The sequence below is a fragment of the Psychromonas sp. psych-6C06 genome, assembly GCF_002835465.1.
Lineage (GTDB): Bacteria > Pseudomonadota > Gammaproteobacteria > Enterobacterales > Psychromonadaceae > Psychromonas.
Genome location: NZ_PIZM01000002.1, coordinates 169017 through 195793 on the forward strand (window position 1 = coordinate 169017; position 26777 = coordinate 195793).

Sequence of the window (26777 nt, forward strand, 5' to 3'; positions counted from 1 at the left end):
GCCTAGTAAGCTAGGCACTAAAGCTACTGGAGGCTTTATGGATTTCGCAACGTTTAATGGACTATACACTTTGTTCTTAATCATCATCTTCGTTGCTTTGATTTTTTGGGCATACAGTAAAAAACAAAAAAAACAGTTTGATGATATCGCCAACTCAATTTTCGATGAGCCAGAAGACTTATCAAATAGAAATGGTGAAGATAACAAACCGTCAGGAGTTAAAAAATAATGAGCCTATTTTGGACTATATGGATCTCAGTCATTACGCTAATTGTTGTTATTGGTTGTGCTATCCTGCTAAGACTTACCTCAAAGAATACGACAGGTATACCAGAAGGCGAACCAATGCCTCATACCTTTGATGGCATTCAAGAATTAAATAACCCATTACCTAAATGGTGGGTTGGTTTGTTCTGGTTTACCATTGTTATCGCTATTGTTTACAGCTTTGCTTTCCCAACATTTACCGCTAACTATAACGGTTTATTAAATTGGACGAGTTCTGAACAAAGTGTTATGAACCCAGACGAATCTGCTGAAGCAGCAAAAACATCTCAATCACAGTACCAACGTGAAATGAATGATGCCGATGAGAAGTTTGGCGAAGTTTTCAAACAACTAGCTTATGATCAATCAGGTGCTTATAAAGATATTGCACTCATCGCGAAAGATCCGGAAGCAGTCAAAGTAGGTCAACGTTTATTCCTACAAAACTGTGCACAGTGTCATGGTTCTGATGCACGTGGTAGTACAGGTTTCCCTAATCTAACCGACGATGATTGGTTATATGGTGGTGATCCTGCTTCGATTAAAGAAACACTTATGAATGGTCGTAACGGTGTTATGCCAGCTTGGAAAGAAGTTCTTGGTGGCGATCAGGGTGTTAAAGAGATGGCAAGCTATGTACTTAAACTAAGTGGACGTCGTGTTAATGCAATTGAAGCACAGGCTGGCGAAGAGAAATTTGCACTTTGTGCTGCTTGTCATGGTGCAGACGGTAAAGGTAATTACGCACTCGGTGCTCCAAACTTGACGGATAAAATCTGGTTGTATGGAGGCTCTCGTAAAGCTGTTGAAGATACCCTTGCTAATGGTCGTAATGGTGTAATGCCTGCATGGTCTAAAGTTTTAGGCGAAGATAAAGTTCACTTAATCTCAGCGTTTGTTTACTCACTCTCTCTAGAGAAGTAAACTCTCTTCACTCAAGACATAAAAAGCCTCTAGATGAGGCTTTTTTTATGGCAAAAAAAGATGCAAAGTGATAAATTCACATCTCCTACACCTACCTATTTAGAGGCAGCATGATAGATAAGAAAAAAAGTTGGTTTAAACAGTTCTGGCCTTGGTTTTTAATTGGTTTGCCTATGGTAGCCGTTGTCGGCTCTATTAATCTATTATTCACTGCCATGGATAATAAACCTGATATGGTAGTGGATGACTATTACACTGAAGGTAAAGCAATCAATAATGACTTTGCTCTGATAAAGCACGCAAAAACACTCAATATTCATGCATCGATCAAGCAAACAGAGGATGGACTATTAATCACCTTTGAGGGGCTGCAAGATCGAAGCTCAATCTCATTATCTTTGTTTCATGCAACCTTGGCTAATAAAGATATCTCACGCATGCTAACTGCAGATGCAAACGGCAACTATTATTTTAAGAGCGAACAGGATTTGACAGGTAAATGGAAGTTACGTATCGAACCTTTTGATAAAAGCTGGCGTTTACAAAAAACCATCACTCTTCCACGCGATTCGTTCTACTTGTAATGTCTAAATCACAGCAAGTTTTAACTGATTGTTTTCATTGCGGAGAGCCAGTTCCTAGCGATACACATTTTAGGGTCACTATTAAAGGTGAATCACAACATATGTGCTGTCCTGGCTGTGAAGCAGTGGCACAAACTATTGTTGATAGTGGATTAACCTCTTACTACGATCACCGCAGTGAAAATGCAGAAAAAGGGGCGACCTTAATACCAGAGCAACTGTCACAGCTTGAACATTATGACCTTGAGCAGATACAGGAAGAATTTGTTACACAAGATGAACTGCTTAATGAAATAACACTTACCGTTGAAGGGATCACCTGTGCGGCTTGTGCTTGGTTAATCGAAAAACAACTTCGCCAACTATCCGGCTTAAAGTTTATTAACGTCAACACTACCCTGCATCGTGTTGTCATTTGCTGGCATAAAGAAGAGTTGAAACTCAGTGAAATACTCACTGAAATACGAAAAATAGGTTATAAAGCCTACCCGTTTCAGGTAAACCAACAGGAAGCGCTCTACACACAGCAAGCTAAGTCGTATCTTCGCCGATTAGGTCTGGCTGGTATTGCTACCATGCAAGTAATGATGTTTGCCATTGCTCTTTATGCGGATCTATTTTCAGGCATGGAAGAGGAGTTTATCCATTACTTTCGTTGGGTTAGCTTTATTCTAGCCACACCTGTTTTACTTTATAGTGCACAGCCATTTTATATTAATGCATGGCGTAATATTCGCCACCGCACCTTAGGCATGGACATACCAGTTTCCATTGCTTTACTTGGTGCTTATATCGCCTCAGCTTATGCCACTGTAATGGAGACTGGTGAAGTTTATTTTGAAGCCATTTCAATGTTTACTTTCTTACTTCTTCTGGGAAGGTTACTCGAGCTACGCGCTCGCCGTAAAGCATCAGAGACCAGTAGTAATCTTCTGCGTTTGTTACCTTCTATGGCAACCTTGATTGAAGCAGATGAAGGTGGCCAAACAGAATCTCTTATCCCAGCCAAAACATTAGTTATAGGACAAGTCATTCTTGTTAAGGCAGGGGAAACAATCCCTGTCGATGGAACAATTATAACTGGGATCAGTAATATTGAAGAGTCAATGTTAACCGGAGAGCACTTGCCTGTGCATAAAGGCGAGCATAGCGTGGTTTATGCTGGCACCGTTAACATTACCAGCCCATTAACTATACGTGTAGATAAACTCGCGCAGAACAGTTTGATTTCAGACATCATTCATTTACAAAACAGCGCACAGCAAAATAAACCACATATCGAAGTAGTCGCCGACCTTGTTTCACGCTATTTTGTCGGGGCATTACTCATTATTGCGTTGTGTACTTACATCGGTTGGAGCTTAATCGATCCCTCACAAGCCTTTTGGATAACACTCTCTGTATTGGTTGCAACCTGCCCATGTGCCTTGTCACTGGCAACACCTACCGCCCTTACCTGTGCGACAGCAAATCTAAACAAGCAAGGTATTTTAATAAAACAGCACCATGTATTAGAAACGGTTAACCACATCGATCATATGGTGTTTGATAAAACAGGCACACTGACTCATGGCGATTTTGTATTACTCAATACCACTACCTACGCAGATTACACCTCTCAACATTGTATTGATCTAGCTTCACAGTTAGAGAAAGTCTCTGAACACCCTATTTCACTGGCATTTCATCAACAACAAAAAAATAACGTTGTGTTAAATGATGTATTTAATCTACCAGGACAAGGCTTGCAAGCAAGTTATCAAGGTCAGCAGTTAAAACTAGGTCATGCACAATTTTGTTCAATAGGCACACCTATAAATAGTAAAGAGCTAGTTATCTATTTAACCTTAGACAAGCAACTTATTGCCAGCTTTGAATTAGGTGACACATTACGTCAAAGTGCTCAGGATATTAGTCAATATTGCCAACAGCACAGTATTGAAACAACTTTGTTAACAGGTGATATTTCATTAAAAAGTGAAGAAGTTGCCACTCAGCTGAATTTCAGCAACGTTACCAAAGGGGTAACCCCAGAGGGCAAACTAAGCCATCTAAAGGAATTACAAAATTCGCAACAAGTATTAATGGTTGGCGATGGTATAAATGATGCGCCGGTGCTCGCAGGAGCGCATGTTTCTGTTGCACTTTCCAGTGGCACCGATGTGGCAAAGAACAGTGCCGATGTTATTTTATTAGGTGAAGACTTAAATAAAATAGCAACACTACGAAAAACAGCACAAAAAACAACCACCATTATTAAAGAAAATTTAGGTTGGGCAATTGGCTATAATGTGATTATTGTACCACTCGCAATTATGGGGCATGTACCGCCTTACATTGCAGTACTCGGTATGTCTTTTAGCTCGCTAATCGTAGTCAGTAATTCACTACGTTTACTTAAGTAAGGTATTGTCATGAGTATCATTTATGTATTAATTCCTATTGCAATGATATTCGTTGCGATTGCAGTATTAGTATTTTTTTGGGCAGTGAAATCTGACCAATATGAAGATCTTGACCGTGAAGGGATCAATATTCTTTTTGATGAAGATATAGAACAAACAGCAGCTCCTCGCAATAAAGAGAATGTGCATAAAAAATGATGCTCAATGATTTTGTAGCGGCATTAGTCATCGGTTTGTTAGGTGCAGGTCACTGTTTAGGTATGTGCTCTGGTATTGCTAGCGCTATCACTTTTTCGACGGATCAAAATAAAAGTAAATTTCACTCCTTTATCGCACTTTTCCTATACAACATAGGCAGGATAAGCAGTTATTCTCTCGCAGGTGCTATCTTCGCAGCAAGTAGCGGTGCACTCATTGTTTTTTTAGGCGGCAAAGAAGCATTAATCTATCTGCGTATATTAGCGGCTATTTTAATGTTATTACTCGCACTATACATATCTCGACTTTGGTTTGGTTTGCTAGCATTGGAAAAACTTGGTAACGGTATCTGGCAATACATCAAGCCCATCGCGCAATATTTTTTACCCCTCAAACATCCTATACTTGCTTTCCCGTTAGGCTTTCTGTGGGGTTGGCTACCCTGTGGCTTAGTATATTCAACCCTCTCTTGGGCTGCGAGTAGTGGCAGTGCAGAAAATGGCATGCTGATCATGCTTGGATTTGGTATTGGTACTTTGCCAGCAATGCTCACCGTTGGCTCACTTACTCAGCAATTAAAATTTACCCTTAATCACCGTTATTTCCGTTACGCAAGTGCCCTTTTATTAGCTATTTTTGCGCTACACACTTTTTATATTGCACTGCAACAAATTAATTAATAAAGCATTAATTACTCAAGCTAGAACACACTTATCAACTTCCTGATGACGATTGCTAGTGGTAGTGTTACGAAACAGTTCAAAGCCTTCTCAAATAGTGTTAAACTTGATTTAAGTCAAGAGTCGGAAATAGAAAATATATGGAAAAAAGTAACACAGCTCGCCAACAATCAGGTAATTGTGCAATTCGTTGTCAAGATTGTAGCATCAGCCAACTATGCATCCCTTACTCATTAAATGAGACTGAGCTTGATCGCTTAGACAACATTATTGAGCGTAAAAAACCGATTCAAAAAGGCCAAGAGATTTTTAAAGCAGGCCAAGATATGAAGTGTTTATACGCAATTCGTTCCGGTACGCTAAAGTCTTACACCATCACAGAACAGGGCGATGAACAGATCACCGCTTTCCATCTTGCTGGTGATTTAGTTGGATTCGATGGCATTAGCGATGGTACCCACCCAAGCTTTGCACAAGCACTTGAAACAGCAATGATTTGTGAAATTCCATATGACACACTGGATAATCTATCAACAAGCATGCCAAAGCTAAGACAGCAAATTTTACGTTTAATGAGCTCTGAAATAGTCGGCGATCAAAACATGATTTTGCTTTTATCTAAGAAAAATGCTGAAGAACGCCTTGCTTCATTTATTCATAATCTATCAACTCGTTTTGCTGCCCGTGGTTTTTCACCTCGAGAGTTCCGTTTATCAATGACACGTGGTGATATTGGTAACTATCTTGGGTTAACCGTTGAAACAATTAGTCGTTTATTAGGACGCTTCCAAAAGAGCGAAATGATTGCAGTAAAAGGTAAATACATCAGTATCTTAGATGAAGATCAACTTGCTGAATTAGCGGGTGCAAAGAAAAAAGATTAAGCAGTTAACAAAATAGCCTTTTCTGTGCTGAAAAGGCTACCTATTTCCGCTCATCTGACCTAAATTATAGTTATGTATTTATCTTAAACAGGGGCAGATTATGCTTAAATATCAAAATATTTTAGTTTTTATCGATCCAACCCAAGAAGCACAACCCGCATTGGCACGAGCCACCGAGATCGCTAAAAAACAACATGGCTCAACAATCACACTTTTTCTTTGTTGCTATGACCTAAGTTATGAGATGACCTCTTTAAGTTCAGCAGAAGAGCGTCAAGCGATGCAACGCTTGGTGATTAAAGAAAACCAAGCATGGTTAGATGCTATAGCAGTACCCTATCAAGAGGAAGGGATCACTATTAAAAGTGTGGTCATCTGGCATAGTCGCCCTTTTCAAGCGGCGATTATTGAAGTGTTAAAAAATGCCCATGATTTAGTTATTAAAGCAACCCACCCTCACTCAAAATTAAGCGCGATACTATTTACTCCAACTGATTGGAATTTACTGCGTAAGTGTCCAGTTCCCTTGCTGCTAGTTAAACATAATAAATGGCCTGAAAAAGGCAATATACTATGTGCTATCAATTGTAAAAGTATGCAGGATGATGACCATCATATTCTCAACCAACAAATTATTGATGAAGCTAATGCAATGGCAAATATCATTAATGCCAATACACATATTGTTAATGCTTACCCAAGTCCACCGATGAATATCATGTTAGAGCTTCCTGAGTTTGACCCGATTAATTACGAGGATGGATTAAAAACATTTCATCAACAATCGCTCTTAGAATATGCGCAAAAAAATAATATTGATGAATCTAAAACCCATCTGGTGCAAGGATTACCAGAAGATGTTATTAGTAATATTGCTAAAGAGATAGAAGCCGAGTTGGTTATCCTTGGCACTGTCGGCCGTTCAGGTTTAAGTGCAACCTTACTTGGTCATACGGCAGAGCAAGTGATTGATCAACTCGATTGTGATCTATTAGCATTAAAACCAGCCGGTTACATAAGCCCAATAACCCTTTAATTTTTATTTAACATAGAAAGAGAAACAATGAATAGATTAGTTGCAGGTGATAAAGCACCACTTTTCACCCTTCAAGACGATAAAGATAACAGTGTGTCACTTGCCGATTTAGCAGGTAAAAAAGTATTGGTATACTTCTATCCCAAAGCAATGACACCTGGTTGTATTACCCAAGCTTGTGGTTTACGCGATAGTCAAAGTGAACTTGAAGCACATAATACTGTTGTTTATGGTATCAGCCCAGATCCGGTTAAAAAATTAGCTAACTTTGTATTGAAAAAAGAGCTGAATTTCCCCCTTCTATCCGATGAAGATCATGCGGTAGCTGATGCGTTTGGAGTATGGGGAGAAAAGAAATTCATGGGCAAAGTTTATGATGGTATCCACCGCATTAGTTTCTTGATTGATGAAAAGGGTGTTATTGAACATGTCTTTGATAAGTTTAAAACAAAAGATCATCATGAAGTGGTTATGAATTATCTAAAAGGGGAGTAAGTACTCCCCTACTGATAAAGCGATTGCTTAACGAGTTATCATTAAGGTGATAACTCGGTTTCTCGCTCCCAAGCTCTTTGATGATATTGATATAACTGGTTAGAGCCTAAATAGTTTATCTTTATCTGTGACTTATTATCGTAGAAGCCCTTATTAAAGCTAAAGGCACCCTCGATAAGTTTAGGGGTTATCCATACGGTAGATACTGAAATACTCTTTTCTCTCGCTAATCGCTCACTCACACTTGCACCTTTCTTTGTAGCGACTGTCCAACCCCACTCCCCAAACGAAGGAACATTTTGATGGTATTGTTCCACTTGCTTAAAGTTTGCAGCTTGTACTGTTTTTGCTATCGATATAAATGCATTTTGTGCATGGAAGGGCGAAGTAGATTGAACCACCATTGTACCATCGGTATTAAGCAGATGATTTAGGCGATAATAAAAATTCACACTATATAATTTATTAAGATCAGGATGGCTAGGATCAGGCAAATCAATGATAATGCTGTCAAACACTTGTTTCTGTTGCAGCAACTTATCAATAGCAATAAAAGCATCATCATTAATCACTGTGACACGAGCGTCATTAAAACTATCAGCGGTTAATTTACTTATTTTAGTCGCAAGGTGTGCTGGTAAAGCCTTTTCAGGCGCTTTAAATAACTTGACTAGATAAGGATCTAGATCCACCAGCGTGACTGCTTTAGGGTTCCATTTAAGTACCTCACGTAACGCCAAGCCATCGCCACCGCCAATAATTAAAATGTTATCGTGCTTATTAGCACTCTGCATCGCAGGATGTACCAAGAATTCATGATATATATGCTCGTCTAAACTTGAAAACTGCAAACGGCCATTGATATAAAAATTAAAGATGGGATCTAATCCGCCCCCTAATTGACGCTCTGTAAACACTAAGTTTTGATAAGGTGTCTGTGTTTGATAGACGACTTTGTCAAGGTAAAGCATATTTTGCATCTGCTTCTGCCAGTTGCCACCATATTGGAATACCGCTACAACCAACACCGCTAACAATGTATGTCCAATCAACAGCCACCTAATGTTTCTTAAATACTTTTTAAAGCGTATTAAAAAAACAAAACCGGCAACTAAATTCAATGTTGCTGTTAATGCAGCCGCTTGGCTTATCTCTATTTTAAGCATGAATAATACCCAAATAGCAGCACCAATACCGGCGCCAATATAATCCGCACCATAAATTGTGCCTGCATTATGTGCTAAATGATGCCCATAGATAGTTTCTCTAATCCTTGCGATTAACGGTATTTCCATACCAATTAAAAAGCCTAAAACAAAAGCAAAAATGTAAGGTAACTGAAGACTGAGCCAGTTAAATTGTGCCAACATACCTCCACGTGGCAACATATCCATTGGAAGCTGGTAACTGTCTGCAATCAATTGTGGTAGTGTCTGGCTGAAGCCAATAATTGATGCGATAAAGAGCGTTGCGCTACAACCAATGAATGCAACAACCAATTCCAATACAACAAATCCCTGAAAAGCATCTTTCACTTTTTTAGCAGCAAAAGCGCCTAACCCCATGGAAACAATCATAATACCGATAATCGCGTAAATAACTGTTTCTACGCTGCCTAAGATACGTGCAGAATAATGTGATAATAGGTATTCGTAGATGAGCCCACAACAAGCGAGCGTAGCCATGATTAAAATAAGCAAACTATCGTCAACCAATAGCTTTAATTTTTGTTTGTCTTGCATTTTTACCACTTCAAATGATGCTAAAAGAAAAGGCTATCAGTGATAGCCTTTTTATTATCAATGTAACGATTCAATCATCGCTATATATGCGTATTTACATCAAGTCATCAATGCCATTAACAGCAATGCGATTGAGAATGAAGTCGTTAGCTCTATAGTAGCAATACCGATATTTTCCTGATCTTCTACTTCAACACGACGGTTAATGCCCAGTAAGACAATAAATTTAGCAATAGTGGTAAGTACAGTAAGGCAAGCCATTAGAATAAGGCTCATAATCGCCCATTGAGTAACCCCCAGCCAAATGTTGTTCGCATCATAAACAATGAAGTAACTAGCAGCCGTTACCGACATAGCCGTTGAAATTAAGTAACCCGCATAACGAATTGCTAATGCCACTTGCCCACCTTCCAACGTTGCTTGAAAGGTTGTGCCGTTGTTGTGTGAAAAGCGCCATTCAAATATACGTGTGATTAATACCAGCATTATCTGTGAGACAATCCAAGCAGAAGCAATGGCAATAAAGGTACTCACATCTAGTCCCTCTACCCATATAAGAGCGGCACGTACCACTATTGCGGTAGCAATAACAGATGCGGCATCTACTAAGCCAACTGAAATATTACGGTTTAAAATAAGCTCATGCTTATTAAAGGCAGGTAGTGCAAATTTATCATGGATAAAGCGCCCTGCTTTGATTAATACCAGTCCAGCGATTCCATAAGCAAACATACCAATCAACTCGATTGAGTAAGAACCTGCTAATTCACCTGTAATTGCGCCACTTAATGCGATTCCCATGGCAGCGACAGCACCAGCCATGCTAATACCATATGCAAAATTATCTTTCTGCGATAATTCATCTTTGGTATCAACTTTGCCAATGAACCCCATGGTAAAACGAATGCCACCTAGCAACGCAATAGCCACAGCCATGTCGATTAGCAGGTAAACAGCAATATCACCGCTTTGCCCTAATTTTGTGATTAATTCATTCATAATAAAATCCTATTTACCGCGACGCGTGCCACGTGATGATGTTGTTTTACTGTTTCTGAAACTACTTGATGCTTTAGATTGAGCACGTGCTTTAGAGTAACTTGAGCGTCCTGAAAAAGGTGTTGATTTTTGCGCTTGTCGACTTGAGTTAGACATCGCACTAGCACCTGTTTTTGATTTTCCGTAGGGGCTTTGAAAGCCTCTATTATTACCAAACTGTTTTTTAGTTTTATTCGCTAAATCATTTTGAGATTTTGTCTGCTGTGGTGATGTGTAGCGATTTCTGCCAACATCATTGTAATAACTGTAGTCTCGACGTGATGACCATCTATCGTAACGTACAGGATTTGTGATAGCAGAAAACATCGCATACATACCGTACCAATGCCAGAATGACATACCACTGCTGTCAGTTTGCCATTGCCCATATCCTGGGTTCCCAACAAGCTGGCTACCTGCGCCATTATCTTCAGCTCCATTTGCCTGTAGACTTTGTTGCTTACTGATCGCATTAACTCGCGCTAATTTTCCATCCGACATATCCGCAATAACATTAATGGGGTCGGAAAGAGCATCATTAAACAATGCGGGATCAGAAGCTTCAATTAAGGTTTCAGTCTCAAACAACTGTGCTTCGATATCACCAACTACTTGTGGCTGTTCGCGCATCGTTTTTAAACGCTGAACAAGCCCTTGGTAAGTAGGGCCTTCGCGTGTCGCATCTCGACTGAGTTGCTCAAGCAAGGGCGATAACTCCGGCTTTTCATCGGCGAGTAAACTTGCATATTGTTCAAGTAACATCGCATTGCGAATATTTTTATTATCAAGGCTCTGCCCTAATGCATTGATAAGATAATCTGCACTATTGATATTGCTATCAATTCGCTCTTGCCGCTCATCACCACAAGCACTGATCAAGAGAGTAAAGCACAATATAATTAATAGTTTAATGTTCATTATGTTCCTTTAAATAGTTAATCACACGATGCAAATCATCTGCAGTGTCTACTCCCGCAGGCGGAATTTCAACCGCTTGTTGTACATCTATTTTGAAACCGTGCCATAACACACGCAATTGTTCCAGTTTTTCAATCGACTCGAGTGGCGAAACACTCAATTGTGCATACTGTTTTAAGAAGCTAACACGATAAGCATAAATGCCGATATGGCGTTGCAAGTAACTCGCCTCTGTACATCCTGATTGTTGATTTTCAATACTAAAGTTATCTCTATCCCAAGGAATAGTGGCGCGACTAAAATATAGTGCCAGGCCATTTTTATCACTGACCACTTTGACTGCATTCGGGTTAAATACCTCTTCAGGCTCAATAATTGGTGCACTTAACGTTGCTACACTCGCTTCACTGTTGCCGTGTAAGTTATTAGCAACTTGTGCGATAACTGAAGCAGGAATAAGTGGCTCATCGCCCTGTACATTAACAATGATATCTGAATCGGAAAACTCATATTTTTCGCACACCTCAGCAAGCCTATCGGTACCAGATTCATGATTTTTCGAGGTCATACAGACTTCGATATTATCAACAGTGGTTAATGCGTCAGCAATGCGTTGATCATCTGTGGCAACTATCACACGAGAAGCCCCGCTACTGAGTGCTTTTATTGCCACACGTTCAACCATCGTTTTACCTAAGATATCCGCAAGTGGTTTTGCAGGTAAGCGGGTCGATTGATAACGTGCAGGTATCACGACAATAAAAGACATCGATTAAATCTCCTCATCAGCAGTAATAGTGCGCGCACGCACAGCTAACAGTGCTGGAATGCCATCAACAATGGGATAAGCAAGATGATCAAACTTACAAATAAGTTCATTACTCTCTTTATTAAAACCCAGTTTACCTTTACAGACAGGGCAAGCAATAATATCAAGCAGTTTAACGTCGATCATTTTAAATCCTTAATTTTTTGTAATAGTTGATGCGCAAAGTTATCCGGTAACTGCGCATCAATAGGCAGATACCACCAGTTTGGTAATGCAAACTGGTGGCACTTCACCGCGTCTTTCTCAGTCATTAGTAATGGTAAAGCGGTTGAAAACTGGGCAAAATCAGCTTCTTCATAGGCATGATGATCAGCAAAAGGGATCTGCTTTTCAATTTTATAATGTTGCCCGTACAAACTGTCAAAAAAGCGCTGTGGGTAACCAATAGCAGCACAGCAATTAACCTTCACCAGTTTCGGTAAACAAGCCTCACGCCCATTAACAGGTTTACAAGGTTGAGGTGCAAGTAACATGGTTACTTCACCCTCGGCAGCCTCACCATTGTTAACAATAAAATCAACCTCTTTCAAACGTGATAGTGGCTCTCTTAAGGGCCCCATTGGCATCAGCTTTTGATTACCAAAACGACGTTGTCCATCAACAACAACAATCTCAATATCACGGGCTAATGCGTAGTGTTGCAGACCATCATCAGTGATAGTAATATCAATATCACACACTTCATTGAGGTAGTTCACAGCATTAACACGGTTAGGATCTACCACGATTGGCACGCCTAAACGTTTATAAAGCATGACAGGCTCATCGCCAGCTTCCTTACCTTGAGTGTCTTCATTTAATAACAGCGGATAGCGATTACTTTTGCCACCGTATCCACGACTTACTATTCCGGGCTTATACCCTTCACTTATAAGCATTTCACACAGCCAAATCACAAACGGAGTTTTACCATTGCCACCGACGGATATATTGCCAACGACAATAACCGGATGAGCTACCTGACTCTGCTTTTGTGAAGAAGCCTGCAATATAATGCGCCTTACTTTACTGACCACCAGAAATAATAATGAAAAGGGATATAATGCCCAAGCCCACCATGTTAAAGGCTGATACCAAAACGTCATTAGAGTTCACCTGATGCTTGTAGCTGATTCAAAGTGTGATATATATGTTTTTTATCCATAAGCTCGCTATGTGTGCCCGACTCAACAATTTCACCTTCATCAACAACTAATATGTTATCTGCATGTTCAATAGTAGAGAGTCTATGTGCAATAACAATCGATGTTCTATTTTTTTGTAATTCATCGAGCGCGGCTTGAATGTGCCTCTCTGATTCTGTATCTAATGCAGAGGTCGCTTCATCTAAAATAAGAATCGGTGCATCACGTAATAACGCACGAGCAATAGCTAATCGTTGTCGTTGCCCACCAGAAAGCAGTGCTCCATTTTCACCAATAATGGTATCTAACCCGTCAGGGAAGCCATTAATAAACTCCATAGCATGAGCGGTTTCTGCGGCGCGAATAATATCCTCGCGACTATATTTTTCAGTCGCAGCATAGGCAATATTATTAGCAATCGTATCGTTAAACAGGTGCACATTTTGCGAAACAACAGCAACTTGTTGACGTAATGATTTCAGGGTGTAATCAGTAATATCAACACCATCAACTTTGATGCACCCCTTATCAAGATCGTAAAACCGTGTTAGCAAGTTTGCTATCGTTGACTTACCTGAGCCTGAACGCCCTACCAAGGCAAATGTTTGCCCTGCTTTTAAATTAAAACTAACATTATTTAAAGCTGGCTTTTCTGCGCTAGGGTAAGTAAACACAACACTATCTAATTCAATATCGCCCTTTGCACGTTTAATCTCTACAGAGCCTTCATCTTTAGCAACCGTGCTGTCCAGCATGGTAAATAAACTTTTACTGGCTGCAATCCCTTTTTGAATTTCATTATTTACTTGGGTGATATTTTTTATCGGTTTCATTAGGCCCATCATGGCACTGATAATAACCACAAATTTTCCAGCGGAAAGTGTTGCCATAATTTCAGGAAAAGTCGCTAAAAACAAAACGAATGCCAATGCTAAAGAAGCAATCGTTTGAATAATCGGGACGCTAATCGCATTGGCACTCGCCATTTTCATATTTTGCGAACGCACAGTATTGCTGACACTATCGAACTTTTCTGCTTCGACTGTTTGCCCACCAAACATCAAAACCTCTTTGTGTCCTTTTAGCATTTGCTCAGAAGAGGTGGTCACTAGCCCCATTGCATTCTGTAGATTTTTTCCTATTTTACGAAAGCGTTTACTAACAATACTAATAGCAATACCAACTAACGGAGCGACAATAAAAAACACCATCGATAGTTGCCAGCTTTGATAAAACATCATTGCAACCAACCCTATTAGCAAAGCCCCCTCCCGAAATATTTTAACTAAAGCATTACTGGCAGCGTTAGAGACTTGACTTGCATCGTAAGTAATTTTAGAAAGCAGATCACCAGTATTCGTTTTGTCAAAAAAGCTGATCGGTAACGCCATTAATTGACTAAATAACTGACGCTGTAATTTCATAACTACATGATTACCAACCCATGCCATGCAATAAGAGCTAAGAAAGGCAAAAATACCGCGAAATGCAATAACAATAACCACGAAATAGGGCATCATTTTTAAAATAGTGGGATCTTGTCCGGTAAAGCCATTGTCGAGTAATGGTTGTAGTGACCAGATGAGTAACATATCAACCGCAGCATAACCGACCATACCTACGATGCCAACAAACAATGCCAACTTAAAATTTTTGACATAACCAACTAAACGTTTAAAAACCAACCAACCATCGTTTTCATTCTTTGTCATCTATTTGTCCAATCGAAAAATCAGGGATAAGAGAGCGATGATACCAATAAGGCGCAAGATCTTCTCTAAATGTTTGCATTTTAATGGCTTGGGGGGTTATTTGAAAGCGAATAAGCCCACTTAAACCACTATTTACCATTTTAACCGCTTGATTTTGATAGCGCTTAATCACCTCTGGAGCAGGAAAGCCCCAATGATTCATAAATCCGGCACTAAATACAACCCATTGCGGGTTCACCATTGCAATAAATGCATCACTTGATGAATGGCGACTACCATGATGTGGCGCTAATAATATATCGCTATTAAGCCTTTCAGGAAGCTCTTCTAGCAAACGCTTTTCCTGCCTTTTTTCAATATCCCCAGTCAACAAGATTGCCGTATTGCCATCAGACACGCTTAATACACAGGAGTTATTATTGTTATTTTTAGTTAAGTTCGTTGGCGATAACACCTCTACCTGCAATTTACCTAATGACCATTTTTGTCCACGCTGACATAAAGAATAGTTACTCGATGTGGCTAATGGCTCTCCTGCCCATCGCTTGCCAATATCAACTTTCTGTTCAATCAATTCCGCCCCCCCTGCATGGTCAATATCACTGTGACTAATTACTAAATGATCTAACTTTGAAACGCCCAACTCGATTAAAAAAGGAGATATTTCACTATCAACCATATTAAACCCAGAGGGATAACGTGCGCCTGTATCATATAATAGAGTCTGCTGATCACTGCGAATCAATACCGATAACCCTTGCCCGACATCAATTACATCAACGAACCACGCCTCCTCACGCGAGGACTTAGAAAAGGCGACCAACCCCAACAATATAAAACAAAAAAGATAGCCTAGCTTTTGCTGTATTCGGCCATGAAAATATAGCCAAACCATCAACATTAGCCCTCCCAAAAGCAACAGTAATGCTTGTCGCTCCTGCATTGAAAACCATTGATAACTATCACTTAAAAGATGTGTAAATGTAAAAAAATAACTTAATAACTTATCTGCAATGGTAAATAATAATAATGCGAGCGGTGGGTAACCGATTGTGCTCAGGGTAGCCAATAAAACCAATGGAATAATAACCAATGAGAACAATGGAACGGCTAACAAATTAACGAATATTGCAGGTAGGCTTAATGCAGAAAACCCAGTTAACTGCAAAGGAAGCATCAATACGCTCAATCCTATTTGTAACAACAACAGCACTTTAAAATAATGAATCAGCCTATTAAACCTTCCCGTTTTTTGTTGTGCTTTTTTATAAATAGAGAGCGTAGGGAAAGCCCAAAATAATCCCATAATAATAACCACTGCACCAAAAGAGAGCCATAAACTCAAACTTAAAACCGCCAAAGGGTCCCACACCAACACAAGAAATAAAACCAACAGTAATATATCTTGCTTAGCACATTTACGTTTCAAGGATAAAATAATGACCGCAACCATTAGCATTAAAAATGCACGCTGAGTGGGCAATGAAAAACCAGCTAAATAGGCATAATACCAAGCCCCTAAAAGCGCACAAAAATTTATTAAACGACATGAGAACCACCCCATCAAAGGAGCAGGTAAATACCGATTTACAATAAATTGAACGGCTAAATACAGTGCAGAAAAAAATAGCCCAATATGTAGGCCTGAAATAGCGAACAGATGAGAGATCCCCAAGTCCCTAATCAGTTTCTTTTCTTTAAAAGGAATCAACGACTTATCGGCAAATGAAAGCGCTAAAAGTAACCCCTGATGTGTAAATTGTGAGGTCAGTGATTGTACCTGTTGATAAAAACCAGCTCGAAAGGTAACTTTGGTATCGACAACTTCTAGATGTTTTTTAATATTTGCTTGATATCCCACATGCTCTGAATAGGACCACTTTTGGCGATCAAAACCACCAGGATTTGCACGGCCGTAGACAGGTTTCAGCTTCACTAAAAAACGATGTTTTTGACCTGCTTGTACATCTATCGTCGGTCGATACCAGCGCATTTCGAGCAGGGGCTTATAGTTTAAGTGATCAGTATCAATTTCAACTAATTTAGCTTTATAATAGCCACGATTTGCCTCACTAATTAATGAAACAATCTCCACAACTATGCTATGGTCTTGCCCGTCTACAAGCGATGCTACTCGATTGCTGTTTTGTATTGGCCTCTCTAGTTGCGATGAAAAAAAAGGTTCTCCCGTTAAAGTTAATGTTGTATATAAAGTAAAATAAAGCGCACTAATCGGAATGACTGCAAAAATACGTAGGCGAGGAATCAATAACAGTAGTAAACTAAGTAAAACAGATATCAACGCCTCATGAACATTAAGCAAATGTGGCCAAAACAGTGTGGAAATAAAAACAAATATTGATAACCACATAACAATACGCATTATTAACATCCGAATTCATTTATCAAAACACTAATTATATGCCTAAAAAATTAATTCAGCGTTTTTCGCCAAAGCCAGAAACCTTAAAAGCTCACCCCCACTTAAAATACTTTGGGGAAATATTACAAAACCCTAACCTATGGCACCTCAATAGACGAAGTGCTGCAGGCGCCGTTGCTATTGGTCTTTTTTGTGCTTGGATGCCGATTCCGTTTCAAATGTTATTAGCCTCGCTTTTGGCGATGTTCTTTTGTGTTAACTTACCACTGTCTGTTGCATTAGTGTGGATTTCAAACCCGATTACGATGCCTCCACTGTTCTATGGTGCATATCGTTTAGGCGCTTCAATTTTAAACGAACCTATTAGAGAGTTTCATTTTGAATTATCATTTCATTGGCTGGCACATGCAATTGAAACGATTGCCCCTGCTTTACTTCTTGGTAGCTTTATCTTAGGAGTGATTAGTGCTGCTAGCGGTTACTTTATGCTTCGTATTTTATGGCGAATTAATATTGCTAATAAGTGGCAACGCCGAAATAAAAAATAGAACTGTTAACCCCACTACATATTTACCCACCTATCATCGTGTTTACTCGCTACATTGATTACCATTGCCCATATTCAATCAAAAAATACAATACCATTACAGAAGGTTAGATATGTCTCCATGGAAAAAAACACTGATAGCATCCGTGCTGTCGACAGTCTCTTTCACGAGCTACGCAGATTCACTACCTGTTGATGATTTTATCGCAATTAGCGCTTACTTAGGTGGAAGATACAGCGAAGATTTTAGTGTTGATGAAGCAGATCAAAGCGCAGAAATAGCAACAAGTTTTGCTCAAGCTATCGCACTCTCTTGGTATTATGGGCGCAATACAGAAGGTGAACTTTTGTATAGTAACTCCAAACAAAATGTCACCATTAGCGGTGAAAACCAGCAAACAACCGATCTTTATACTAGCTATCTTCATTTTGGTGGACGTGTAAATTTTGTAGATAACGGTCCATTTTCCACTAGCTTAGGGCTTGGTGTCGGTGCGACCTTTTTAGTACCCGATGACAGTATGTATGATAATGAAATAGCACTTTCAGGTAATATTACTGGTGGTATGCGTTATGAGTTAAATGATCAATGGGCACTAAAAGCTGACTTACGCTTTTATGGTACAGTGATTAAAAATAATAGCTCCCTATTCTGTGGCGATGGAAAGTGTTTAATTCAGCTAGAGGGAGAGGTTTACGTACAAACTGAATTAATGGCAGGTGTTGAATATAAATTTTAATGCTTAGTTAGCTTACCTAAGCTCAATGTAGGTTAATACAAACGTTATAATATTTGAATCAGAGTGATGGTTTTTAATATACAGTGACGTTAGTTTTGTGCAATTCAAGGCTAATTATCTAACAATAACGGACTATTGTTAGATAATTTAACCTAGAAGTCTGCGAAAAAAGCGACAATGTATGACCTTGCTTATCCAGCACTGTTGTTACTTAAATGATACTAATCAAATTAAGTATGTGGTCTAAATTTTGTGCAGTAAAAGTGGCTTAACTAATGGCGAGATTTGACGTAAATAGTTGTTCACTTTTTGTAAATTTCTCTGAAGCGATAAGTGACTTTAACCAGTAAAACAGTTGCGCTATTTATTTCGTTTGGTCTTAATAAATAGCGTAACTCGATACACACAGCCCTTGCTACAGGAATAACAATTACTCTTCAAACCACTTATAAACCACACCAGCTATCAGAGCCCCAACGATAGGTGCTACCCAGAACAACCATAGCTGTGAAATTGCCCAATCTCCCTGGAAAATGGCTACTGCGGTACTACGAGCAGGATTCACCGATGTGTTGGTCACTGGTATTGAAATAAGATGAATTAATGTTAACCCTAGCCCAATCGCAATAGGTGCAAAGCCAGCTGGAGCACGTTTATCCGTTGCCCCTAAAATAATAATTAAAAACATAAATGTAAGTACGATTTCAGCAGTTAACGCTGCCACTAATCCATATCCGTCAGGTGAATGTGCGCCATAACCGTTTGAAGCAAACCCTGCACTTGCATCAAAGCCAACTTTACCACTTGCGATAAGGTATAAAACAGCTGCACCAGCAATACCACCAATAACCTGCGCTACAATATAAGGAAGCAATTCAGTTTTAGAAAAGCGCCCTCCCATGTATAAACCAACCGAAACGGCAGGATTAAGGTGACACCCTGAAATATGGCCAATTGCATAAGCCATGGTTAATACCGTTAAACCAAATGCCAGTGAAACACCAACAAAACCGATCCCTAATTCCGGGTATCCGGCAGCAAGTACGGCACTCCCACAGCCTCCTAATACTAACCAAAATGTACCGATAAATTCAGCAACTAACTTTTTCTTTAATTCCATTGTTATTCCTTATTAACAAAGCTTTAAACACCATGTTTAAATTTATTGCTTTATAACAATTTAAAATGACAAATACGAGACATATCAAAAATAATGTAAAAATTCATAATTAATAATCACAAAAATAGAGCTTTTACTATACTTCCAACGTTCCAAAAGGAGAGAGTAGTGATAAAAGACGTTGACTTACAACATTTTGAAATAAAACAGCTCCTTGAAGCGATCTACTTTCGTTATGGGTATGATTTTAGGGATTACGCACGCGCGTCACTAGAGCGAAAAATTATTAATAGAGTCACTCAGTCTAAATTACACAGCATTTCACAAATGACCAGTGAGCTATTACACGATAGTCGTCTTTTCAATCAATTTTTAAAAGATATGTCGGTCACGGTAACCGAAATGTTTCGGGATCCTTATGTTTTCAAGAAACTCTCTAACACTGTTTTTGAACAATTAAAGACATATTCTCGCATCAATATTTGGCACGTTGGTTGCGCAACTGGCGAGGAAGCTTATTCGATGGCAATACTACTCCATGAAAATGATCTATTAAAGCGAACACGAATTTATGCCACCGATTATAATAATCACTCCTTAGATATTGCTAAAAAGGGGCTGTATGACGCAGCTAAAATTAACCAGTACGCTCAAAGTTACCGTCATGCAGGCGGCAAATATGAATTAAGCGATTATTATCAATGTAAGCATGGAAGTGCAATTTTCAACCATTTTCTCAAAGAGCATATTACCTTCGCAAATCATAATTTAATGAAAGATCAAGCCTTTGCCCAGATGCACCTCATTTCATGCCGAAATGTGATGATCTACTTTAATGCTAACTTACAAAATAGAGTGGTTAAACTTTTTGCCGAGAGTCTCGTTCATCGAGGCTTCCTATTAATAGGCGACAAAGAGAGTCTGGAGTTTAACGAACAAAAAGAATCTTTTGAGCAGGTTGCGCAAAAGGAGCGTATCTATCGTAAAACAAGCAAACTATAAGGCGCTGATGATCGGTGTTTCGGCTGGTGGCCTTCAGGCACTAACCACTATAATTCCGTCTCTGCCGGCAAATTTCCCGATCCCAATTGTTATTGTCCAGCATCGTAAACATAGTGATGAAGATTACCTAACCCCTTATTTAGATGAGCGTTCTGAGTTAAAAGTCGTTCCGGCAGTAATGGGCCTGAAATTACAAGCTGGATTTGTTTATATAGCGCCTTCTGGATACCACCTTTTAATAGAAAGAGATGCCACCTTTGCTCTGAGCATCGATCAACCTGTAAATTATTCACGACCAAGTATTGATCTTCTATTTGATTCTGCAGCTATCTGTTATCAGCATACGTTAATTGGTTTGATTCTAACGGGGGCTAATAGTGATGGTAGCCAAGGATTAAAAAACATCAATTTATATCATGGTCTATCATTAGTTCAACACCCTGAAAGTGCAGAATACCCCGCCATGCCATTGGCGGCTCTTGAAGCGACTAAGGTGGATTATATTATCTCTTTACCAGAGATCGCTAAATTTTTAACTTCTTTGCTTATGAGTAATCAAGATGCCAAACAGCCCAAGTAAAATTCTTGTCGTTGATGACGAACCAAATAACCATCGAGTTTATGAAAGAACCTTGGAGTCGTTAAATTTAGAGTTTGTAAAAGTATTATCAGGGCAACAAGCACTCTCGGTTGCACATCGTCACAATTTCTTTCTTATATTAATGGATGTGCAGATGCCAGAAATGGATGGTTTTGAGACAGCTTCTCTATTACTTGACCATCCTAAAACATGCCATATCCCCATTATCTTTATCACCGCTTTCGACCGCGACGAGAGTTTCCAATTTAAAGGTTATGCTAGTGGCGCTGTCGATTATTTAGTGAAGCCAATTAATGATCAGATACTAAAAAGTAAAGTGAATGTTTTTTTAGAGCTCTTTTTAGAGAAAGAAAAACTAGAAAGAGCTTATCAGGTTCGCCTTAAGGCTGAAAATGAACTACGACAGCATAAGCAAAATTTAGAAAAAATAGTTACCGAGCGAACGCAAGAATTACAAAACTCACTCACCGAATTAATGGATACACAAAACAAGTTAGTGGAAACAGAAAAAATGGCTTCACTTGGCCGACTCGTAGCAGGTATTGCCCATGAATTAAACACCCCGATTGGTATTTGCGTCACAGCAGCTTCATACCTTAACAATGACACCATCGGGTTAACAAAAAGTATCGCTGATGGCGCGATCAAGAAAAGTACATTAGATGAGTACCTAGGTTCAGCAACTCAAGCAACATCACTATTATTGAGTAACCTTGAACGTGCAGCAGCATTAATTGGAAATTTTAAGCTTATTGCAGTTGATATTAGTAGCGACATGATTCGAGAATTTAATCTCAATGAATATATTCAAACTACTTTAGATAGCTTACAGCCAGCTCTCAAGCGTACGCAAATAATCACCTCATTAGCTGGCGATAAAGATATTATTATTGAGGCTTGTCCCGGCACAATATCGCAAATAATAACCAACTTAGTCATGAACTCCCTATTGCATGCGTTTGACGAAAATCAACAGGGCGAAATAAAAATTCACCTAAAAAAACAACAAAACCAGATTGCTATTGACTATCACGACAATGGTTGTGGAATGAATGATGAAGTTAAAAATCTAATTTTTGAGCCATTCTTTACCACCAAACGTGCAACAGGAGGCAGTGGACTTGGTTTATCTATTGTTTACAACCTAATTACACAAAACTTAGCGGGAGAGATCACCTGTAGTAGCGAAGTAAATCAAGGGACACAATTTAATATTACCGTCCCACTTACAGCTATCACCTTACTGAACAATAACTAGGGTCTGTTAATCTTTCGATTTTACTTTTTCAAAAATATTTAAATGGCAAAGGTCAACAGACTTGAAGCATTAGATTACATAGGAAGTTGTCACATGACGTTAACTATTGGTAAAAAAATCAGTCTCGCATTTGCGGCTATATTAACCCTCATAATTACCATGGGTATAACTGTTTACTATCTGAATGCAAACATACACATGGCCACAAAAAATATTCGAGATGATGATGTACCGGGGGTAATTTTATTCTTAAATATACTCGATACAATAAGTGACATGCAAAGTAATGTAGTCGAATATAGTACTGGCGAAGTAGATGAAGTCGATGACTTTTACGGAAATTACCAACGATTTAAAGACCATCTAATAAAACTAAAACCACTTGAAATAAACACCCAAACCGACATTGAAAAAATGAATAATATTGAAAAAGTGATCGATGGGTATGTGGCTCAAATTAGTGAGCAAGTATTTAATAAATACAATCCGCTTGATGAGATTTGGGCTAAACAGGTTGTAGATGAACTGGAGCACCAGCAAGGTGCCGAATTAGAACAATTGTTAGACTCATTAAAAGAGCAAGAGTTTAAAGAGGCATTAAACACAACTAATCTTCAGGAAGCGATTCAAGATGACCTTCCAGGAGTACGTTATTATCTTGAATTGGTCGATGAAGCTGGCGATATGCTTGCTTCATTAAGTGATTATGTTGCGGGCGAGTCAGATGAAGAGCAAGAATTTAGGGGCAATGCGGAAGACTTTATGCGTTTCTTTAAATTACTTGAGAAGATTGAAAAAAAACCGTCTGAAATTCAAGATTTGATCACCATAAATCGTTTATATAATGAAATTGTGCGCACCGCCGATGCTGTGTTTCGTCGATATAACCCAACTCATCGTATTAACGCACTGAAAGTCATTGATCAACTTGAACACGAGACAATTGCACAACTAGAAAAAATATTAGAGCACTCTTCACAAGAGGAGCAACAGGACGCAGAAGTTGCACTTGCTCAACTAACCGATACATTAACAACTGTAAATACAATTATTATTAGCCTAACCCTGATTTCACTCCTTATTGGTATTTTAATAAGCTACTGGATAACTCGTTCTATTTTACGTGCCGTAGGTGGCGAGCCAGATGTCATTGAAGCGCTTGCAAACGAGGTTGCTAAAGGCAATATCAACCTTGATATTGGAGATAATAAAAGTCAACAGACAGGCATTTATGCCGCGCTACACACAATGATTGAAGCGCTAAAAATAAAAGTTGCTATGACACAAAAAATTGCACAAGGGGAACTGAGTACCGATATTAACCTTGCTTCGAATAAAGATAGCTTAGGTATTGCCTTAAAACAGATGGTACATAATTATCGCGAGATGATAGCGCAAGCAAATGCTTTTGCAACGGGCGATTACAGCTGCCAAATTGAACCGCGATCCAATAATGATGAATTTGGTACTGCACTCTCGCATATGATGAAACAAGTCACCGATCGAAATGAGCTAGTCGAAACTCAAAATTGGTTAAAAACCCAAGTGGTCAGAATTGGCGAGTTAAACCAAGGGATCGATGACTTGCATAAAATGGTGCAACAACTAATCAGTGAGTTAGCTACTACACTACAAGTCGGACATGCCCTTTTTTACCTACTAGAAGAAGAAAACAATAATGACCAAGCATATTACAAACTCCTCGGGAGCTATGGATATAGTGAACGTAAAAACCTATCTAACCGCTTTGCATTAGGAGAGGGATTGATTGGTCAATGTGCCCTAGAAAAAAGTAAAATATTACTCACCAATGTACCCGATGACTATATACAAATCAGCTCTGGATTAGGTGAAAGCAAACCCTTTAATATATTACTAATGCCAGTCTTATTTGAGAAAAACTGTATTGCAGTGATTGAACTAGCTAGTTTCCACCGTTTTACTGAAAACCAAATTGAACTACTAAACCAAGCCCTTGCCAATCTCGGTGTCACGATGAACAGTTTAATTGGCCGTAAACGCATTGTTGAACTATTACAGCAGTCTCAAAGCCAGACCGAAGAGCTACAAAGTCAATCAGAGGAATTACGGGCAACCAATGAAGAGCTAGAACACAAAGCAGATAAATTAAATCAACAGTCTAACGCGCTAAAAGTCGCTAATACGGATTTGGAAAATAAAACTCAGGCTTTAGAAACAAAACAACGTGAAATTGAAGAGAAAGCACAGGAGCTGAGCATTGCGAGTAAATATAAATCTGAATTTCTAGCCAACATGTCACATGAACTAAGAACGCCACTCAACAGTTTATTACTTCTAGCAAAAGGACTTATGAATAATAAAGAAGGTAATCTAAACGAAGTTCAAATTGAAGACGCAAAAGTTATCTTCGATGGGGGCAATAGCTTGTTGACCTTAATCAACGATATTATGGACCTTTCTAAAGTTGAAGCGGGCAAATTAACCATTCATAACGAGCCCGTATCATTAGATGTTTTAACACGTAACTTAAGTCAGATGTTCACTCCCCTTGCACGTGATAGAGGATTAGACTTCAACATTGAAATTGCAGACACACTGAACAAAGAGTTTAATAGTGACGGATTACGCGTCGAACAAATACTGCGTAATCTACTTTCAAATGCAGTCAAATTTACTCAGCAAGGTAGTGTTACATTGAACATTCAAAGCGTCCCCTCAGGAATGGAATTTTCCCATAGTTCACTGACACCAGAAACCGCTATCGCTTTTTCAGTCATTGACACCGGTATTGGTATTCCAGAAGATAAACAAATTGCAATCTTTGAAGCATTCCAACAGGAAGATGGTACTACAAGCCGTAAATATGGAGGTACTGGCTTAGGGCTTACGATTGCAAGAGAGCTTAGTCGATTATTAGGTGGCGAGATTCATCTCTCAAGTACACAGGGCGAAGGAAGCAATTTTACACTATACCTTGAAGGTAAAACCCAAGGTGCGCAAATTTCCTCAGAGGAAAATCAGATAAGCCCGCCGACTAAACCATTACCAGCCACCAAAGCCGAACAAATCTTACAGGATGATCGTCACCATATTGGCCCGAATGATCAAACAATACTCATTGTAGAAGATGACATACATTTTCTTAAAATTGTTCAAAAATTAGCGTTACAACAGGGTTTTAAATGTTTACTTGCCGAAAAAGGCAGTGATGCATTGCAACTCGCGCAGCACTATCAACCGACCGCTATTATCTTGGATATTGGCTTACCAGACATCGATGGTTACCAAATAGTAAATCAACTCAAAAGTAATCAACAAACACGCAATATACCTATTCAAATCATCTCAGGACATACACAGGATGAAACACGAATAGATACGCTTGGTATCATTGGCTTCCAGTGTAAACCAGTGAGTGAAACAGAGTTAAATGCAGTGTTTAAGAAAATTAGCGCACTGTCACGACCTTCACTACACCACATATTATTGGTAGAAGATGATGCACATAATCAAAAAGCAACGGCACAACTGCTGGCCAGTGATAATATTAAAATCCATAGCGTTGCCACTGGTGGCGAAGCGTATCAGCAAGTGCGCGACAAGCAATATGATGTCATTATTCTCGATTTAGGCTTGCCAGATATGAGTGGTTTTGAACTATTAAAATCCTTAGATGAATGTGAATTAAACCATATTCCCCCTGTTATTATTTACACTGGTCGAGAAATAAATGCGGAAGAACAAAAGGTATTAGATCAATATTCTTCATCTATTGTTATTAAAGGAGCGGCGTCTGCTGAGCGCTTAACCGATGATGTATCACTATTCTTACACCATAACATCAATGCTACCGTTCAAGAGGTTGACTCGCTACATGATGAAGTTGCGCTGTTTAAGGATCGTAAAGTAATGCTAGTTGATGATGATATGCGTAACTGTTACGCCCTTTCAAAAATGCTCATGGAGATTGGCATGAATGTCGAATTAGCTGAAAATGGTAAAGAAGCAATTGCTCTGCTAAACCAAGAGGATGATTTTGAAATTATTCTCATGGATACCATGATGCCGGTGATGGATGGGAATGAAGCAACTTCGCTTATCAGGGAGATGCCAAATTACAAAAGCATCCCCATTATTGCCCTCACTGCCAAAACAATGCCCGATGATAAAGAAAGTTGCTTAGCAGCAGGAGCATCAGAATACATCACTAAACCGGTTGATTTTGATAATTTAATTTCAATTATGCGCATTTGGTTGTTTAACTAATTTCAAGCTTCTAGTTTTATTTTTAGCTTCTCTAATAATGCC

24 protein-coding genes are annotated in these 26777 nt (G+C 39.1%); 15 read left to right on the forward strand and 9 right to left on the reverse strand.

The annotated features are described in order from the left end of the window. The first annotated feature begins 37 nt into the window (after positions 1 to 37). The 9 genes from CW745_RS03880 (at position 38) to bcp (ending at position 7473) form a co-directional block, all read left to right on the forward strand. A complete protein-coding gene (locus tag CW745_RS03880) occupies positions 38 to 229 on the forward strand; it encodes a CcoQ/FixQ family Cbb3-type cytochrome c oxidase assembly chaperone (RefSeq protein WP_101107208.1) in 192 nt (63 codons plus the stop codon). Beyond that, on the forward strand, positions 229 to 1191 hold the full coding sequence (gene ccoP, locus CW745_RS03885; RefSeq protein WP_101107209.1) for a cytochrome-c oxidase, cbb3-type subunit III: 963 nt from the start codon (positions 229 to 231) through the stop codon (positions 1189 to 1191). Before CW745_RS03880 ends, ccoP begins: the two co-directional genes overlap by 1 nt. 110 nt (positions 1192 to 1301) lie before the next feature. Further along, entirely contained in the window at positions 1302 to 1775 is a 474-nt protein-coding gene (locus CW745_RS03890) for a FixH family protein (protein WP_101107210.1), read from the forward strand. Next, entirely contained in the window at positions 1775 to 4180 is a 2406-nt protein-coding gene (locus CW745_RS03895) for a heavy metal translocating P-type ATPase (RefSeq protein WP_101107211.1), read from the forward strand. The genes CW745_RS03890 and CW745_RS03895 overlap by 1 nt, the downstream gene beginning before the upstream one ends. Before the next feature lie 9 nt (positions 4181 to 4189). Further along, entirely contained in the window at positions 4190 to 4378 is a 189-nt protein-coding gene (ccoS, locus tag CW745_RS03900) for a cbb3-type cytochrome oxidase assembly protein CcoS (RefSeq protein ID WP_101107212.1), read from the forward strand. After that, on the forward strand, positions 4375 to 5058 hold the full coding sequence (locus CW745_RS03905; RefSeq protein WP_238596687.1) for a sulfite exporter TauE/SafE family protein: 684 nt from the start codon (positions 4375 to 4377) through the stop codon (positions 5056 to 5058). The genes ccoS and CW745_RS03905 overlap by 4 nt, the downstream gene beginning before the upstream one ends. A gap of 140 nt (positions 5059 to 5198) precedes the next feature. Beyond that, positions 5199 to 5942: an FNR family transcription factor gene (locus tag CW745_RS03910; RefSeq protein WP_101107213.1), complete on the forward strand. Its 744-nt coding sequence runs from the start codon at positions 5199 to 5201 to the stop codon at positions 5940 to 5942. Positions 5943 to 6042: 100 nt separating this feature from the next. Continuing rightward, positions 6043 to 6978: a universal stress protein UspE gene (gene uspE, locus CW745_RS03915; RefSeq protein ID WP_101107214.1), complete on the forward strand. Its 936-nt coding sequence runs from the start codon at positions 6043 to 6045 to the stop codon at positions 6976 to 6978. 27 nt (positions 6979 to 7005) lie between these two features. After that, a complete protein-coding gene (gene bcp, locus CW745_RS03920; protein WP_101107215.1) occupies positions 7006 to 7473 on the forward strand; it encodes a thioredoxin-dependent thiol peroxidase in 468 nt (155 codons plus the stop codon). Positions 7474 to 7514: 41 nt separating this feature from the next. Here bcp and CW745_RS03925 read toward each other — a convergent pair whose 3' ends face one another. The 8 genes from CW745_RS03925 to CW745_RS03960 all read right to left on the reverse strand — a co-directional run bounded on the left by CW745_RS03925 (position 7515) and on the right by CW745_RS03960 (position 17219). Then, the gene (locus CW745_RS03925) at positions 7515 to 9215 is read right to left on the reverse strand and encodes a polyamine aminopropyltransferase (protein WP_101107216.1); all 1701 of its coding nucleotides are present in this window, start codon (positions 9213 to 9215) and stop codon (positions 7515 to 7517) included. 99 nt (positions 9216 to 9314) lie between these two features. After that, positions 9315 to 10214 carry a DUF350 domain-containing protein gene (locus CW745_RS03930; protein ID WP_101107217.1) on the reverse strand — a complete coding sequence of 300 codons (900 nt, stop codon included), beginning with the start codon at positions 10212 to 10214 and terminating at the stop codon, positions 9315 to 9317. A gap of 9 nt (positions 10215 to 10223) precedes the next feature. Next, entirely contained in the window at positions 10224 to 11171 is a 948-nt protein-coding gene (locus tag CW745_RS03935) for a hypothetical protein (protein ID WP_101107218.1), read from the reverse strand. Further along, a complete protein-coding gene (kdsB, locus tag CW745_RS03940; RefSeq protein ID WP_101107219.1) occupies positions 11161 to 11940 on the reverse strand; it encodes a 3-deoxy-manno-octulosonate cytidylyltransferase in 780 nt (259 codons plus the stop codon). The genes CW745_RS03935 and kdsB overlap by 11 nt, the downstream gene beginning before the upstream one ends. Before the next feature lie 3 nt (positions 11941 to 11943). After that, entirely contained in the window at positions 11944 to 12126 is a 183-nt protein-coding gene (locus CW745_RS03945) for a Trm112 family protein (protein ID WP_193755533.1), read from the reverse strand. Next, complete coding sequence (gene lpxK, locus CW745_RS03950; RefSeq protein ID WP_101107220.1) at positions 12123 to 13085, reverse strand: tetraacyldisaccharide 4'-kinase; 963 nt, start codon at positions 13083 to 13085, stop codon at positions 12123 to 12125. The genes CW745_RS03945 and lpxK overlap by 4 nt, the downstream gene beginning before the upstream one ends. Then, positions 13085 to 14836 carry a lipid A ABC transporter ATP-binding protein/permease MsbA gene (gene msbA / locus CW745_RS03955; protein WP_101107221.1) on the reverse strand — a complete coding sequence of 584 codons (1752 nt, stop codon included), beginning with the start codon at positions 14834 to 14836 and terminating at the stop codon, positions 13085 to 13087. The genes lpxK and msbA overlap by 1 nt, the downstream gene beginning before the upstream one ends. Next, positions 14823 to 17219, reverse strand: coding sequence for a DNA internalization-related competence protein ComEC/Rec2 (locus CW745_RS03960; protein WP_238596688.1), 2397 nt, complete (start codon positions 17217 to 17219; stop codon positions 14823 to 14825). The genes msbA and CW745_RS03960 overlap by 14 nt, the downstream gene beginning before the upstream one ends. Before the next feature lie 38 nt (positions 17220 to 17257). On the opposite strand from CW745_RS03960, the gene CW745_RS03965 reads away from it, so the two are divergent. Next, positions 17258 to 17767, forward strand: a complete 510-nt coding sequence (locus CW745_RS03965) for a DUF2062 domain-containing protein (RefSeq protein WP_101107223.1) — start codon at positions 17258 to 17260, stop codon at positions 17765 to 17767. A gap of 112 nt (positions 17768 to 17879) precedes the next feature. Then, entirely contained in the window at positions 17880 to 18506 is a 627-nt protein-coding gene (locus CW745_RS03970; protein ID WP_101107224.1) for an outer membrane beta-barrel protein, read from the forward strand. A 430-nt stretch (positions 18507 to 18936) separates the two neighbouring features. On the opposite strand, the gene aqpZ is transcribed toward CW745_RS03970, so the two are convergent. Further along, on the reverse strand, positions 18937 to 19626 hold the full coding sequence (gene aqpZ, locus CW745_RS03975; protein ID WP_101107225.1) for an aquaporin Z: 690 nt from the start codon (positions 19624 to 19626) through the stop codon (positions 18937 to 18939). Positions 19627 to 19794: 168 nt separating this feature from the next. On the opposite strand from aqpZ, the gene CW745_RS03980 reads away from it, so the two are divergent. The 4 genes from CW745_RS03980 to CW745_RS03995 all read left to right on the forward strand — a co-directional run bounded on the left by CW745_RS03980 (position 19795) and on the right by CW745_RS03995 (position 26735). Then, positions 19795 to 20628 (forward strand): protein-glutamate O-methyltransferase CheR, encoded by an 834-nt coding sequence (locus CW745_RS03980; protein WP_238596689.1) that lies wholly within the window; start codon positions 19795 to 19797, stop codon positions 20626 to 20628. 7 nt (positions 20629 to 20635) lie between these two features. Next, positions 20636 to 21208, forward strand: coding sequence for a chemotaxis protein CheB (locus CW745_RS03985; RefSeq protein ID WP_101107226.1), 573 nt, complete (start codon positions 20636 to 20638; stop codon positions 21206 to 21208). After that, positions 21189 to 22487 (forward strand): hybrid sensor histidine kinase/response regulator, encoded by a 1299-nt coding sequence (locus CW745_RS03990; RefSeq protein WP_101107227.1) that lies wholly within the window; start codon positions 21189 to 21191, stop codon positions 22485 to 22487. Before CW745_RS03985 ends, CW745_RS03990 begins: the two co-directional genes overlap by 20 nt. A 93-nt stretch (positions 22488 to 22580) precedes the next feature. After that, complete coding sequence (locus CW745_RS03995) at positions 22581 to 26735, forward strand: response regulator (RefSeq protein ID WP_193755534.1); 4155 nt, start codon at positions 22581 to 22583, stop codon at positions 26733 to 26735. The last annotated feature ends 42 nt before the right edge of the window (positions 26736 to 26777 follow it).